Below are 14,096 nucleotides of genomic sequence, written 5' to 3'. Positions count from 1 at the left end.
TCACGGGGCTGTCAGGAGTTAGGCTCACCCGATCATTTTACGTGCCCCGCGGCGGCGGGGTTTGCCGCCGTTGCCCGGGAAGAGGCTGTTCAGGAAGATGGCCAGGGCGATCGCTGCCGGCCAGATGGCGAGGACCACATAGGAGCGCAGGGAGAAGGCGACGCTGGCGCTGGCCGAAGTATCCGCCGGCGCTCCCCACCATTGGGCGCTGAGCACACCGGTTCCCCACGCGATGAGCGCACCGGCAGCGCCGGCGAGGACCACGAGGACAACGGTGCCGGGGCCGGGCTGCTGGTGCTTGTTGCCGGCGACGAACGACCCGGCAATGCACCCTGTGAGCAGGCACAGCCCCGCCAGCACAAGGTCCCGGGGCAGCCAGGTGGCGGTGTTGGTGCCGGCGGCGAGATCCGGGTTTCCGGTCAGGAGATTCAGGCCCGACGGCGCCAGAAGCCACCAAAGCAGCCCCACCGGGATGCCGGCGGCCGCGATGACCGCGGCCTTCCGCCATGTCCCCCCGGACCCGGGCTGCCCCTCGGGACGCCGCCCGGGCTGTGCGGGTTCCCCGGCGTGGTGGACGGGGCCGTCTACTGCGGACTGTGTCATGCAACAAACCGTAACAAGGATTCCCCCGGCGCATGACGCCGGCCGGCAGCACATGACGGGAGACGTAAAGAAAATGCCGCACTCGATTCCCCTGCGCAATACGCTGGCAGAGTAGAAGTACGACACGCACGTGCAGCAGGGAGTTGGATCGCAGTGGCCACAGATGAAGGTAGTTTCGAGGGAACATTCAGGGAAATGTTCCGCCGGCACGCGGCGGGCGTGGCCATCATCACGGCCAACCACAACGGCGTCCCGTTCGGATTCACGGCGACCTCAGTGGCTTCTCTGTCCGCCAAGCCGCCGCGCTTTACGTTCAACATGGCCAGGACCTCCAGCTCGTGGCCGGCCGTGGCGAACACGACCTACATTGGCGTGCACATGCTCGGGCTGGAAAACCAGGAGCTCGCCGACCGTTTCGCCCGGGCCGGCAACCGGTTCGACGGCGACCACTGGGAGCTCGGACCCCACGAGGTGCCCGTGCTCAAGGGAGTCAGCGGCTGGCTGATCGGCAAGGTCCAGATGCGGCTCTCCTTCGAGAACAACGCGGTCGTGGTGGTCGAGGTGGTGGAGGGCCAGGTCGGCGACGACGGTGTTCCCCTGCTCTACCACTCCGGTGCCTACAGCCAGCCCGTTCCGCTCGACTACGAGATCTAGCCTCCGGCCGGCCGGCCGTTCCAGTGCCCGGGGCTGGTGGTCCGTCCTAGTTATCCAGGCACGTCGGGCCAAGCAGCACCTTCAAGTCGCCGAACAGTGACGGGCTCGGGTTGACGCGCAGGTGCACCGGCAGGCCCATGACCTCCACCCGGGTGTCGCCCTGCAGGTGCAGGCGGACCTCCGAATTTCCGCGGTGCGTGCGCAGCACGTCGCCCAGCTCAGTGACCACGGCCTCGGTGGCCTTGTGCGTGGCCATGGTGATCACCACTGGCCCGTTCTGGCTGTCGCTGAGGTCCGGCACGGAGAGTTCCATGCAGTTCAAGGTGACGGCGCCGTCGTCGCGCCGCTGCAGCCGGCCCTTGACCACCACGATCAGGTCCTCCGCGAGCACCGAGGCGATGGGGCCGTAAACCTGGCCGAAGAACATGACCTCCATGGAACCGGCGAGGTCCTCGATTTCGGCCCGGGCATAGGCGTTGCCGCTTGCCTTGGCGATCCGTCGGCTGAGCGAGGTGATCATGCCGGCGATGGTCACGATCGAGCCGTCCGGCGGGCCGTCTTCGGCGATGATCGAGGTGATCGACCTGTCGGCGTGCTGGCTCAGGAGCCCTTCCAGTCCCTGCAGCGGGTGGTCGGAGACGTAAAGGCCGAGCATGTCGCGCTCGAACGCCAGTTTGTCCTTCTTCTCCCATTCCGGCAGGTCCGGGATCTCGGTGCTGAGCGAGGCCTCGGGCTCCTGGTCCTCAAAGCCGGCGAAGAGGTCGAACTGGCCGATCGCCTCGTTGCGCTTGAGGGTGATGACGGAGTCGATCGCTTCTTCATGGATCATGGCCAGGGCCCGCCGGGGGTGGCCGAGCGAGTCGAAGGCACCGGCCTTGATCAGGGATTCGATGGTGCGCTTGTTGCAGACCACTGCCGGGACCTTCAGGAGGTAGTCCTTGAAGGAGGTGTAGGCGCCTTCTTTTTCGCGCGCCGCCACCATGGCTTCGACGGCGTTCACGCCGACGTTGCGGATGGCGCCCATGCCGAAGCGGATGTCGGTGCCCACCGGGGTGAAGTTCAGGGCTGACTCGTTGACGTCGGGCGGCAGCACCGTGATGCCCATACGCCGGCATTCGTTGAGGTAGATCGCCGACTTGTCCTTGTCATCGCCCACCGAGGTCAGCAGGGCAGCCATGTACTCCGGCGCGTAGTGCGCCTTCAGGTACGCGGTCCAGTAGGAGATCACGCCGTAGGCGGCCGAGTGCGCCTTGTTGAAGGCGTAGTCGGAGAACGGCAGCAGGATGTCCCAGAGGGTCTTGACCGCGGCCATGGAATAGCCGTTGTCCTGCATGCCCTGGGAGAAGCCGGCGAACTGCTTGTCCAGCTCGGATTTCTTCTTCTTGCCCATGGCGCGGCGCAGGATATCGGCCTGGCCCAGGGTGTAGCCGGCGAGCTTCTGCGCCACGGCCATGACCTGCTCCTGGTACACGATCAGCCCGTAGGTCCCGCCGAGGATTTCGGACAGCGGTTCCTCGAGCTCCGGGTGGATCGGGATGACTTCCTGGATCTTGTTCTTGCGCAGCGCGTAGTCGGTGTGCGCGTTGGCACCCATGGGTCCGGGCCGGTAGAGGGCCAGTACGGCGGAGATGTCTTCGAAGTTGTCAGGCTTCATCAGCTTGAGCAGGGACCGCATGGGGCCGCCGTCGAGCTGGAAGACGCCCAGCGTGTCTCCGCGGGCCAGCAGCTCGTAGGACGCCACGTCATCGAGCTCAAGGGTTTCAAGGTCGAGGTCGATGCCGCGGTTCATTTTGATGTTTTCCAGGGCATCGGAAATGATCGTCAGGTTTCGCAGCCCGAGGAAGTCCATCTTGATCAGGCCGAGGCCCTCGGACGTCGGGTAGTCGAACTGGGTGATGACCTGGCCGTCCTGGAAGCGGCGCATGATCGGGATCACGTCGATGATGGGGTCCGAGGACATGATGACGCCGGCGGCGTGCACGCCCCATTGCCGCTTCAGGCCCTCGATGCCCAGCGCCGTCTCGAAGACCTTGGCGGCCTCCGGGTCAGTGCTGATGAGCTGGCGGAAGTCGCCGGCCTCGCTGTAGCGCTTGGACTGGGGGTTCTGAATGTCGGCCAGCGGGATGTCCTTGGCCATGACCGCCGGCGGCAGCGCCTTGGTCAGCTGCTCGCCCATGCTGAACGGGTAGCCCAGCACACGGGAAGAGTCCTTGAGGGCCTGCTTGGTCTTGATGGTGCCGTAGGTGACGATCATCGCCACGCGCTCGTCGCCATATTTGCGCGTGACGTAGTCGATCACTTCGGAGCGGCGCCGGTCATCGAAGTCGACGTCGAAGTCAGGCATGGAGACGCGGTCCGGGTTGAGGAAGCGCTCGAAGATCAGGCCGTGGTGCAGCGGGTCCAGGTCGGTGATGCGCATGGCGTAGGCCACCATGGAGCCGGCACCGGAGCCACGCCCGGGACCGACCCGGATGCCGTTGTTCTTGGCCCAGTTGATGAAGTCGGCGACGACGAGGAAGTAGCCCGGGAAGCCCATCGAGGTGATGACTTCGAGTTCATAGTCCGCCTGCTTGCGGACCTTGTCCGGGATGCCCTGGGGATAGCGGTAGCGGAGTCCCTTGTCGACCTCCTTGACAAGCCAGGACGTTTCGTCCTCCCCCTCCGGGCAGGGGAACCGGGGCATGTAGTTGGCGCCGGTGTTGAAGGAAACTTCGCAGCGTTCGGCGATCAGGAGCGTGTTGTCGCACGCCTCGGGGTGGTCGCGGAACAGTTCGCGCATTTCCTGCGGTGACTTCAGGTAGTAGCCGCTGCCGGAGAAGGCGAAGCGCGAGCCGCCGTTGTCGTAGGTCGGCTCCAGGAGGGTGGAACCGGACTGGATGGCCAGGAGGGCCTCATGCGCCTTAGCGTCGTGCTCGTGCGTGTAGTGCAGGTCGTTGGTGGCCACCAGCGGCAGATTCAGGTCTTTGGCCAGGCGCAGCAGGTCACCGGTGACGCGCCGCTCGATGTCCAGGCCGTGGTCCATGAGCTCACAGAAGTAGTTCTCGGCCCCGAAGATGTCGCGGAACTCCGCCGCGGCCTCCACGGCTTCGCGGTACTGGCCGAGCCGCAGCCGGGTCTGGACCTCGCCGGACGGGCACCCGGTGGTGGCGATGAGCCCTTCCGAGTAGGTGTTCAGCAGCTCGCGGTCCAGCCGGGGCCATTTGCCGAAGACCGAGTCCAGCGAGGCGATCGAGGAGGCCCGGAAAAGGTTCCGCATGCCCACGTTGTTGTAGCTGAGGAGGGTCATGTGCGTGTACGAGCCGCCGCCGGAAATGTCGTCCTTGCGCTGGTGCTCCTCGCCCCAGCGCACACGGGTCTTGTCCGTGCGGGCGGTCCCGGGAGTCACATAGGCTTCGACGCCGATGATGGGCCTGATGCCCTGGTCTGTTGCGCGCTTCCAGAAGTCGAAGGCGCCGAACAGGTAGCCGTGGTCGGTCGTGGCGAGGGCCGGCATGCCGAGCCGTTCGGTTTCGTCGAACAGCTCACCGAGCCGGGCGGCACCGTCCAGCATCGAGTACTCGGTGTGGTTGTGGAGATGGACAAACGAGTCGTTGCTGGAAGTCACCGCACCATTCTAGTGCCGTGCCACGACGGCGGCGTGCAGCCACGGCGGTCGGGACGGAACGGCGGCAACGGGCGGCCCGCCAGAACCCCGTGGATTCAGGCGGCCCGTGCCGTGCGGCTCAGGCGTTTCCGGACTCCAGGACCGTCAGCGCGTACTGCAGGTCCTGCGGGTACTCGCTGGCGACGGTCACCCGCTCCCCGGTCCGCGGGTGGTCGAAGGACAGTTCCCGGGCGTGCAGCCACTGCCGGGTCAGCCCGAGGGTGGCAGCCAGCCGCGGGTCCGCACCGTAGGTGAGGTCACCGGCGCAGGGGTGGCGCAGGGCCGAGAAATGCACGCGGATCTGGTGGGTGCGGCCCGTCTCGAGGTGTACCTCCACAAGTGAGGCTTTCCCGAAAGCTTCCAGGACCTCATAGTGCGTCACCGAATCACGGCCGTCCGCGGTCACGGCGAACCGCCAGTCATGGCCCGGGTGCCGGCCGATGGGCGCGTCGATGGTGCCCGCCAGCGGATCGGGAAGGCCCTGGACGACGGCGTGGTAGACCTTGTCCACGGTGCGCTCCTTGAAGGCGCGCTTGAGCACGGTGTAGGCATTTTCGGTCTTGGCCACCACCATGACACCGGAAGTGCCGACGTCGAGCCGGTGGACGATGCCGGCGCGCTCCGGGGCGCCCGACGTCGAAATCCGGTAGCCGAGCCCGGCGAGGCCACCCACCACCGTGGGCCCCACCCAGCCGGGCGAGGGGTGCGCGGCCACACCGACCGGTTTGTCGATGACCACAAATTCGTCATCGTCCAGCAGGATCAACAGGTCGTCCACTACTTCCTCCACGATTTCCAGGGGGTCCCTGCGGTCCGGCACCACGACCTCGAGCACGGTGCCCAGGGTGAGTTTGAGGGACTTCCCGACCTTCCCTGCGTTGCTGGTGACGTTGCCTTCGGCGATCAGGACGGCAGCCTGGGAGCGGGAGATGTCCATCAGCCTGGCCAATCCGGCGTCCACGCGGGAACCGGCGAGGTCCTCCGTGACGGTGAAGCGGTGGTGCCCGGCGGGTGCGGTGCCGGCTTCGCTGGCCATGTCGGCCGCCATGTCAGCGGCGTTTCCTGAGGCAGTCTCAGACATCGTTAGCCACCGTATCCTTCGTGTGGCGTGAGCCGTCCAGGGAGATTCCGCGGAGCGTGAGCAGGCAGATGATCACGACGGCGGAGACGACGGCGGAGTCGGCGATGTTGAAGATCGCGAAGTTTGGCAGCTGGATGAAGTCCACCACATGGCCCATCGCGAAGGACGGCTCGCGAAACAGCCGGTCCGTCAGGTTGCCGAGTGCGCCGCCGAGCAGCAGCCCCAGCGCCAGGGCCCACCAGAGCGAGCCGAGCTTGCGCAGCTGCAGCAGGATCGCGACAGACACGGCCGCCATGATGATCGTGAACACCCAAGTGACGTTCTCGCCGATCGAGAACGCCGCCCCCGAGTTGCGGATGTAGAACCAGTGCAGCAGCGGGGGAAGCACGGGGATCCGCTCACCCTCGGTCATGGTGGTCGTGACCCAGAGCTTGGTGAGCTGGTCGAACACGTAAGCGAAGACCGCGAAGGCAGCGAACAGGACAAACAGCTTTGCCCGCCGCGGACGGGCGCGCACGGGCTGTGCCGCCTCGACGGGCTGCATGGCGTCTGGTGATGGTGCGTCAGTCATAGGGCTTTCGATCGGGAGCCAGTGCGGGGACCGGGTTCAGGTACCGGCAAGCGCCGGGCACCTGGGCCGGTGCCGGCACGTTGCGGGAAAAGGGAAAAGCCGGCGGCCGAGGAATCCTCAGCCACCGGCTTTCAGAATACTTGCTTTTTGCCCTAGCTGGCTTCGCCAACCTCGGGGGCCGCGACGGAGCCGCGGGCGTCCAGGTCGCGGAGCTGGCCTTCGATGTAGGCCTTCAGGCGTGAGCGGTAGTCGCGCTCGAAGCCGCGAAGCTGCTCGACCTTGCGTTCCAGGACGGAGCGCTGCTGCTCGAGGGCACCGAGGATCTTGCGGGACTTTTCCTGCGCATCGTTGACGAGGCTGCTGGCCTCGATCTGGGCTTCAGCGATGATCTTGTCCCGCTGCTGCTCGCCGTCGGCGACGTGCTTGTCGTGCATCTGCTGCGCCATGGCGAGCAGGCCGGCGGCGGACTCCGACGCCGGGGTGGCGGCGCTGCGTGCCGGCTCGACAACCTGGGCGGCCTTGGCAGCCTGCTCGGCTTCCTTCTTCTTGGCGGCTTCTGCGGCCGCCTTTGCCTTGGCCTCGGCCTCGGCCTTGGCGGTGTCTTCCTTCTCGGCCTTGACGGGTGCCGGGACCTTTTCCACCACGGGTGCGGCGGCTGCGGAGCTGGCAGGCGTGCCGGCGCCGGATTCGGCGAGCTTCTTGCGCAGCTCGTCGTTCTCCTGGTTCAGGCGCCGAAGTTCGACGACGATCTCGTCCAGGAAGTCGTCAACCTCGTCCTGGTCGTAGCCTTCGCGGAACTTGGTCGGCTGAAAGCGCTTGTTGACAACGTCTTCTGGCGTCAAAGCCATCTGGTCACCTCGTTGGTCTAGTTAGTCAGTAGGCCTTCCGGCCGTCAAAACTACGGTACCTAAATATGGTCTGGTTCCTCTAATTCAACACCGCAGTGTCAAACCGGAGATTTCTTTCGGTTTGGGCCTGGGCCCGGGCAGGTCGCTGCCCGGCTGCGGCTGCGGCCTATGCTGCGATCGGCTGGGCGTACACCAGGCCCTTGACGACCCACATCGCCACGCTCACGGCCACGAACAGCAGCAGGAAGCCGATGTCCAGCGACATTCCGCCCAGCCGCAGCGGCGGGATGAGCCGGCGGAGCAGCTTGAGGGGCTTGTCCGTGACCGAATACACAGCATGGGCTGTCACGAGTGCCAAACCGCGCGGCCGCCAGCTTCGGGCAAACATCTGCACCCAGTCGTAGACCAGGCGGATGATCAATGCCACGAAAAAAAGCAACAGAACGATATAGACGAGCCCCAAAACAATTCCCATGAGCTAACTCATATCTCCATGTTCATTCCGGATACCGAAGTGTCCTAAGGAAAGTGTCACTTCTATTTCAACACGGATAATTCCGCACGGATGCCAGGCAGGTGTCCCGCCTGGCATCAGTACCGAATATTCGGGCCTAGCTCTGGTTGAAGAAACTTGCCTGCGTCTCGCTGACCTTCTTGTCATCGCCGATGACTTCGACGTACGACGGCGAGAGCAGGAAGACCTTGTTCGTCACCCGTTCGATGCTGCCGCGGAGGCCGAAAACAAGACCGGCGGAGAAGTCCACGAGGCGCTTGGCGTCAGCCTCGCCCATGTCGGTGACGTTCATGATGACGGGAATGCCGTCGCGGAAGCTTTCGCCGATGAGCTTGGCGTCGTTGTACGACCGCGGATGGATGGTCGTGATTTGCCGGAGTCCGGTGGTCTCTTCGCGGCTCGATGCCGCTCGCTTGATGGGTGTCACAGGTGCGCGATATTCCTCTTCAGCGGCGTGAGGCTCTTCCCGGGGGACCTCGCGGACGGGCGCCGGAGCACGTCGTTCCTCGCGGTCCTGCTCCATGGATTCGTCCTCATCCTTGTGCGGTGTGGGGTGCTCAGACTCGTAGTGTTCGTCGCCGTCGGCGAGCCCAAGATAGATCATTGTCTTGCGCAGAGCGCCAGCCATGGTCGACTCCTAATCTTGTCCGTAAGCGGGCCGCTTAGTGACTAGACAGCCTTGGAATCCCCGCCATTACCTTCCAATATGTCGAACTTACCGCAGGGCCGGACGCGGACCGAGAATATCGGAGCCAATGCGCAGGTGTGTCGCCCCGAAGCGGACGGCCTCTTCGAGGTCCTGGCTCATGCCGGCGGATATCCCCGTGGCGTACGGAAATTGTTCGGCCAGCCGCCCGGAAATGTCCGCCAGCTTTTCGAAGGCAGCCGCCGGGTCCGCCCCGAGCGGGGCAACGGCCATGACGCCGGCGAGCCTCAGCCCACCGGCACCGGCGACCTGTTCGGCCAGCGCGGGGACTTCGCCGGGCGCCGCGCCGCCGCGGTGCGCCCCTTCGTCCTCAGCCAGGCTGACCTGGATGAAACAGTCCAGGGGCGGGCGGCCGGCGCGGTCGGCTTCGACGGCCATCGCCTTGGCCAGGGCCGAGGCCACGGCTTCCCGGTCCACGGAGTGCACGGCTGCGGCGTACTTCACCACGGATTTGGCCTTCTTGCTTTGGAGCTGGCCAATGAAGTGCCAGCTCAGGCCAAGGTCCTGAAGCTGCGCCGCCTTGTCCGCGGCCTCCTGGTCCCGGTTCTCCCCGACATCGGTGACCCCCAGCGACGCCAGCCGCCGGACGTCCAGCGCAGGATGGAACTTGGTGACGACGATCAGGCGCGGCGGCGCCGCCTGCCGGCCCGCGGCGGCCACGGCAGCGTCGATCCGGCGGCGGACGGCCGCGAGGTTCGCCTCCAGCTGGGCCAGGCGGGGGCCTTCCAGCGCGTCCGTTCGGCCCTCATGGCTCTCCCCCGGCGCCGTGACGGGCTGGACGGCGTGTACTTCCGGGCGCTGCGCCGGTTCAGTCATGGCCATGCTCCCTTTTCCCGTCAGCCCCGTCAGTCCCGTGGGTGCCGTCCGACCAAGCCAGCCCGGCGAAGCGGCCGGTGTGGCTGTTGCGGCGGTAGGAGAAGAGGGTGTCGTCCTCGAGGGTGCATCCCCCGGAGTATTCGATCGCGACGCCCGCAGCTTCCAGCTGGCTCCGCACTCCGGCCGGCAGGTCCAGGCCAGGGGTGCCGGTAGAGGTGGTGCACCAGGTGGCAGGTACGGCCGCGGCAACGTCCGCGCGAAGGCTGCCGGGGACCTCATAGCAGCGCCCGCAGACCGAGGGGCCCACCCAGGCGCTGATGTGGTCCGCACCGAGCTCCCGGAGGCGGGCCACGGCCGCTGGCACCACCCCGGCGGCGACGCCTGGCCGCCCGGCGTGGACGACGCCCAGTACCGGCGCCCCGGCCGGATCCTCGCCGACCAGCACCACCGGCACGCAGTCGGCCACCAGGACGGCCAGCGGCTCGGTCAGGGAGACCATGGCATCGGCCGTGGGCGCGGCCGGACCTTCGCCCGCGGAGTCCGCGGCCGTGGACCCAACGATGGTGGCGACGTCACTGCCGTGGACCTGGTTCATGTACCGGAAAGAGCGCCCGCCGAGCCCGGCGGCCGCTTCGAGCTCCGCGCGCCGGCGGCGGACCGCCGCGGGGTCATCACCGACATGCAGTGCCAGGTTCCCGGCTCCGGCGTCGGTGAAAGCCACCCATACGCCCGGCCGGACTTCAGCCCGCCAGCAAAACAATCACAACACCGCCATCAACATGTCCGGAATACCTGCGTTCATAGAATCCACCGTAACCCGCCGCAAAGCAGCATGGCACCGCCGGACGGCGGTGCCATGCTGGAGCGGAACTGTTTACTTGAGGAAGTCCGGGACATCAAGGTCATCGGAGTGCCGGCCGGACAGGTCCGGCTCCACGACGGCCGGAAGGTCGACGTCGAAGCCCGAATCGGCCGGTACGGCAGAGGGGCGCTGCTGGCCCCAGCCGCCGTAGCCGGAGGCGCCGACGGTGGCGTGCAGCGGCTGGACCGGGGCGGAGGCGGGTGCCTGCGCCGGCGCCGGGGCGGCGGTCGCGGGCCGCTGCGGCGCGGCCGGCAGGGACTGGTCCATGGACGGCGAGGTCGCCTTGACGTCGTCGAAGCCGGCGGCGATGACGGTGACGCGTGCCTCGTCGCCGAGGGCGTCGTCGATCACGGCACCGAAGATGATGTTGGCCTCCGGGTGGGCGACTTCCTGCACCAGGCGGGCTGCCTCGTTGATTTCGAAGAGGCCAAGGTCCGAACCGCCCTGGATGGACAGCAGCACGCCGTGCGCGCCGTCGATCGATGCTTCCAGCAGCGGGGAGGCGATGGCCAGCTCCGCGGCCTTCACGGCGCGGTCTTCGCCGCGGGCAGAACCGATGCCCATCAGCGCGGAACCGGCACCCTGCATGACGGACTTGACGTCGGCGAAGTCGAGGTTGATCAGGCCGGGGGTGGTGATGAGGTCAGTGATGCCCTGGACACCGGAGAGCAGGACCTGGTCGGCGGAACGGAACGCGTCCAGGACCGAGACGTTGCGGTCGCTGATGGAGAGCAGGCGGTCGTTCGGGATCACGATCAGGGTGTCGACTTCATCGCGCAGGGCGTCGATGCCGGCCTCGGCGGAGCCGGCACGGCGGCGGCCTTCGAACGTGAAGGGGCGCGTCACGACGCCGATGGTCAGGGCACCAAGGGACCGGGCGATCCGGGCGACGACGGGGGCGCCGCCGGTGCCGGTTCCGCCGCCTTCGCCGGCGGTGACGAAGACCATGTCTGCGCCCCGGATGACCTCTTCGATTTCATCGGCGTGGTCCTCCGCGGCCTGCCGGCCAACTTCAGGGTTCGCGCCAGCACCGAGTCCACGGGTCAGCTCACGCCCGACGTCGAGCTTGACGTCGGCATCGCTCATCAACAATGCCTGGGCATCGGTGTTGATGGCAATGAATTCGACGCCGCGAAGACCGACCTCGATCATGCGGTTGACTGCGTTCACGCCACCGCCGCCGATGCCGACGACCTTGATGACGGCCAAGTAATTCTGCGGAGCTGCCACGTTACGTGTCCCTTGTTCGTGTACTAATGCGAAAACTGATCGAGTCCTGCTTGAAGCTTTGAACCTTAACCTTCGACTTGAAGGTTATAGTTATGTCAAGTAACTCATGTCTGTGACGGTATTTCCTATGCAGGGGACATTCAATAACCGCCCGGGGCGTGTCGCGCGAATACCGGGCAAATAGCCCCTGTAAGTAGTCCCACGGGCAGCTGGACGTCCACTGGACATCCCGGCCGCGGCGGATCCGATTGCCGGCTACCGCGTGACAGGGTGCCGGGGCACGCTGACATCGTAGACCTTCACCGGGTTTTTGGGGTCGGCCGGGACCTTCAGGAGGGCAGAAAGGACCCGTGCCTTCAGCTCCTTCTCCCCTGCGTTGCCCCAGACGATTGTCTGCCCGTCGACGAGTTTGAGTTCGACGGCGTCGGCCGACGCCGCAGAGGCGTTGGAGAGCCGCGCCAGCACATCCGCCGGCAGGGCGCCCAGCACCGCCGTGATGGCCTGGAACAGGTCCTTCGGCAGCGTCCCGCTGCCGCCGTCGACCACCGGCAGCGATACCGAGGCGGCATCGGCGGTGGTGCTGAGCTGGACACCGTCGACGTCCACCAGCTGGAAGGTCTTGCCCTGCTTGACCAGGGCCACGGGAATGCGCTCGGTGACGTGCACCTGCAAGGTGGCGGGCGGCAGCGCCTTCGCGGTGACGTCCTTGACCTGGACTAGCGGCTTGAGCAGGGCTGTGACCTCCTCCTCGCTGATCTGCGGCAGCGGCTTGCCCTGAAGGGGCGCGAGTGCGGCCTGGACCTGATCCGGGTGCAACATCTTTGTACCCTCCACCGTGACCGAGCGCAGGGCCAGCACCGGCGAGTAGACGGCGGCCGCGACGATCCCCGCCATCAGCACAGCCACGATCCCGATGGTGCTCAGCAGGATCCGCCGGCGGCGCTTGCCCTTGGGCTCGGGGAAGGACAGCACCTTGCCGGGACCGTTGTCCGGGGTGCCCTGCGGGTTCTGCGGATTGCGGGACCGGCCGACGGCGGTGTCCGTGGCGGTCTTGGACGCAGAAATGACATCCGTGCCAGTACCGGCGGACGGCGGCCGGGAGCCGGATCCGCCGGTGCCGGACCCGCTAGTGCCGGACCCGCCACGGTAGGTGGGGCGCCTGGTGCTAGGCACCGGCGGCCTCGGCCGTCAGGGCCTCGACAATCAGCGGCCCGTAGGCCGTGACGTCCCCGGCGCCGGCGGTCAGCACGATGTCCCCGGGGCCGGCGGCCGCCAGCAGCGCCCGCACAGCCTCCCCGTCGGGTCCGACAAGGCGGCCGCCTGAGCCCAGGTGCTCGGCGATCAGCCCGCTGGTGACCCCTGGAATGGGATCCTCGCGGGCAGGATAGATGTCCAGGACCAGGGCCGTGTCCGCCGTGTTGAGCGCTTCGGCGAACTCGGGGGCAAATTCGCGGGTCCGGGAAAACAGGTGCGGCTGGAAGAGCACGTGCACCTTGTGCTCCCCGGCGACGGCACGTGCCGCGGACAGGGCGGCGCGGACTTCCGTGGGGTGGTGGGCATAGTCGTCGTAGACGCGGACGCCGCGGCCCTCCCCCTTGAACTCAAAACGGCGCGAGGCGCCGGAGAAGTGGGCCAGTGCCGCCGCAGCGGTGTCGGGCGCGACGCCGAGTTCGACCGCCACGGCAAAGGCGGCGGCAGCGTTGAGTGCGTTGTGCCGGCCCGGAACCTGCAGTTCGACGCCGAACGTGCCCGCCGTCGTCGAGATCCCCATCCGGCCAGGTCCCGCGTCGTGCAGCCGGATGGCGGCGTCGGCGGCGGTTCCGTAAAGCACCACGCGGGTGTTGCCGCGGGCCAGGGTGCGCTCGGCCAGTGCCCTGGCCCCGGGGTCGTCAGCGCACGCCACCAGGACGCCGTCCGCCGGGAGCAGTGCCGTGAAGCTGTCGAAGGAAGCATAGACGGCCTCGGCGGTGCCGTAGAAGTCCAGGTGGTCCGGCTCGACGTTGGTCACCACGGCGATCGTGGGGCGGTAATTCAGGAAGGAGCCGTCCGACTCGTCGGCCTCGGCGACGAAGATGCCCGCCGTGCCGTGTGCCGCGTTGACTCCGAGCGCCGGGACGTTGGCGCCGATCGCGAAAGACGGGTCCAGCCCGGCGCCCTGCAGCAGCACCGTGATCATGGATGTCGTGGTGGACTTGCCGTGCGTTCCGGCGACTGCCACCACAGTGTCATCCGCCATCGTGGCGGCCAGCGCCTCGGAGCGGTGCAGCACCGGGAGTCCGGCGGCACGGGCCGCTGCGAGCTCGGGGTTGTCGGCCCGGATCGCGGAGCCGGCGACCACCGTCTGGGCGTCTCCCAGGTTGCCGGGAGCATAGCCGACGGCGATCCGCGCCCCGGCGGCCGCGAGGTCCGCCATGACGGGCAGCGACTTGGCGTCGGAGCCGCTCACCGGGATGCCGCGGGCCACCATGATGCGGGCAACGGCGGACATGCCGACGCCGCCGATGCCGATGAAGTGGACGCGGCCGAGGGATTCCAGGGCATGCGTGCCGTGTTGGGGCTGGGTCATTG

Annotated in this window: 13 protein-coding genes; 1 reads left to right on the top strand and 12 read right to left on the bottom strand. The window is 67.1% G+C overall.

Annotated elements, in window-relative coordinates; all coding sequences use genetic code 11:
* Positions 1–24 precede the first annotated feature (24 nt).
* On the bottom strand, positions 25–603 hold the full coding sequence (locus AC1D0A_RS06435) for a hypothetical protein (protein ID WP_476944349.1): 579 nt from the start codon (positions 601–603) through the stop codon (positions 25–27).
* Between the two features lie 195 nt (positions 604–798).
* On the opposite strand from AC1D0A_RS06435, the gene AC1D0A_RS06430 reads away from it, so the two are divergent.
* Complete coding sequence (locus AC1D0A_RS06430) at positions 799–1,257, top strand: flavin reductase family protein (protein WP_018772361.1); 459 nt, start codon at positions 799–801, stop codon at positions 1,255–1,257.
* A gap of 46 nt (positions 1,258–1,303) precedes the next feature.
* Here AC1D0A_RS06430 and dnaE read toward each other — a convergent pair whose 3' ends face one another.
* The 11 genes from dnaE to murC all read right to left on the bottom strand — a co-directional run bounded on the left by dnaE (position 1,304) and on the right by murC (position 14,094).
* Positions 1,304–4,861: a DNA polymerase III subunit alpha gene (gene dnaE, locus AC1D0A_RS06425; RefSeq protein ID WP_459384390.1), complete on the bottom strand. Its 3,558-nt coding sequence runs from the start codon at positions 4,859–4,861 to the stop codon at positions 1,304–1,306.
* Between the two features lie 118 nt (positions 4,862–4,979).
* Positions 4,980–5,948 carry an RluA family pseudouridine synthase gene (locus AC1D0A_RS06420; RefSeq protein WP_476945415.1) on the bottom strand — a complete coding sequence of 323 codons (969 nt, stop codon included), beginning with the start codon at positions 5,946–5,948 and terminating at the stop codon, positions 4,980–4,982.
* Between the two features lie 25 nt (positions 5,949–5,973).
* Positions 5,974–6,552, bottom strand: coding sequence for a signal peptidase II (gene lspA / locus AC1D0A_RS06415; protein WP_223916639.1), 579 nt, complete (start codon positions 6,550–6,552; stop codon positions 5,974–5,976).
* Positions 6,553–6,704: 152 nt separating this feature from the next.
* Positions 6,705–7,400 carry a DivIVA domain-containing protein gene (locus tag AC1D0A_RS06410; RefSeq protein ID WP_028275874.1) on the bottom strand — a complete coding sequence of 232 codons (696 nt, stop codon included), beginning with the start codon at positions 7,398–7,400 and terminating at the stop codon, positions 6,705–6,707.
* Between the two features lie 166 nt (positions 7,401–7,566).
* On the bottom strand, positions 7,567–7,875 hold the full coding sequence (locus AC1D0A_RS06405) for a YggT family protein (protein ID WP_243179519.1): 309 nt from the start codon (positions 7,873–7,875) through the stop codon (positions 7,567–7,569).
* A gap of 136 nt (positions 7,876–8,011) precedes the next feature.
* The gene (locus AC1D0A_RS06400) at positions 8,012–8,542 is read right to left on the bottom strand and encodes a cell division protein SepF (protein ID WP_230008814.1); all 531 of its coding nucleotides are present in this window, start codon (positions 8,540–8,542) and stop codon (positions 8,012–8,014) included.
* Between the two features lie 87 nt (positions 8,543–8,629).
* Positions 8,630–9,436: a YggS family pyridoxal phosphate-dependent enzyme gene (locus tag AC1D0A_RS06395; RefSeq protein WP_476944351.1), complete on the bottom strand. Its 807-nt coding sequence runs from the start codon at positions 9,434–9,436 to the stop codon at positions 8,630–8,632.
* A complete protein-coding gene (locus AC1D0A_RS06390) occupies positions 9,429–10,196 on the bottom strand; it encodes a purine nucleoside phosphorylase YfiH/LACC1 family protein (RefSeq protein ID WP_476945407.1) in 768 nt (255 codons plus the stop codon). Before AC1D0A_RS06390 ends, AC1D0A_RS06395 begins: the two co-directional genes overlap by 8 nt.
* 114 nt (positions 10,197–10,310) lie before the next feature.
* On the bottom strand, positions 10,311–11,528 hold the full coding sequence (gene ftsZ, locus AC1D0A_RS06385) for a cell division protein FtsZ (protein ID WP_079553943.1): 1,218 nt from the start codon (positions 11,526–11,528) through the stop codon (positions 10,311–10,313).
* 255 nt (positions 11,529–11,783) lie between these two features.
* Positions 11,784–12,701 carry a cell division protein FtsQ/DivIB gene (locus AC1D0A_RS06380; protein ID WP_476945406.1) on the bottom strand — a complete coding sequence of 306 codons (918 nt, stop codon included), beginning with the start codon at positions 12,699–12,701 and terminating at the stop codon, positions 11,784–11,786.
* A complete protein-coding gene (murC, locus tag AC1D0A_RS06375) occupies positions 12,694–14,094 on the bottom strand; it encodes a UDP-N-acetylmuramate--L-alanine ligase (protein ID WP_476945405.1) in 1,401 nt (466 codons plus the stop codon). The genes AC1D0A_RS06380 and murC overlap by 8 nt, the downstream gene beginning before the upstream one ends.
* Positions 14,095–14,096 lie beyond the last annotated feature (2 nt).

The organism is Arthrobacter sp. P1_D4, from assembly GCF_056406115.1.
Note: the sequence above shows the minus strand (reverse complement) of the source record. Positions and strands in the feature narration are given on the sequence as shown.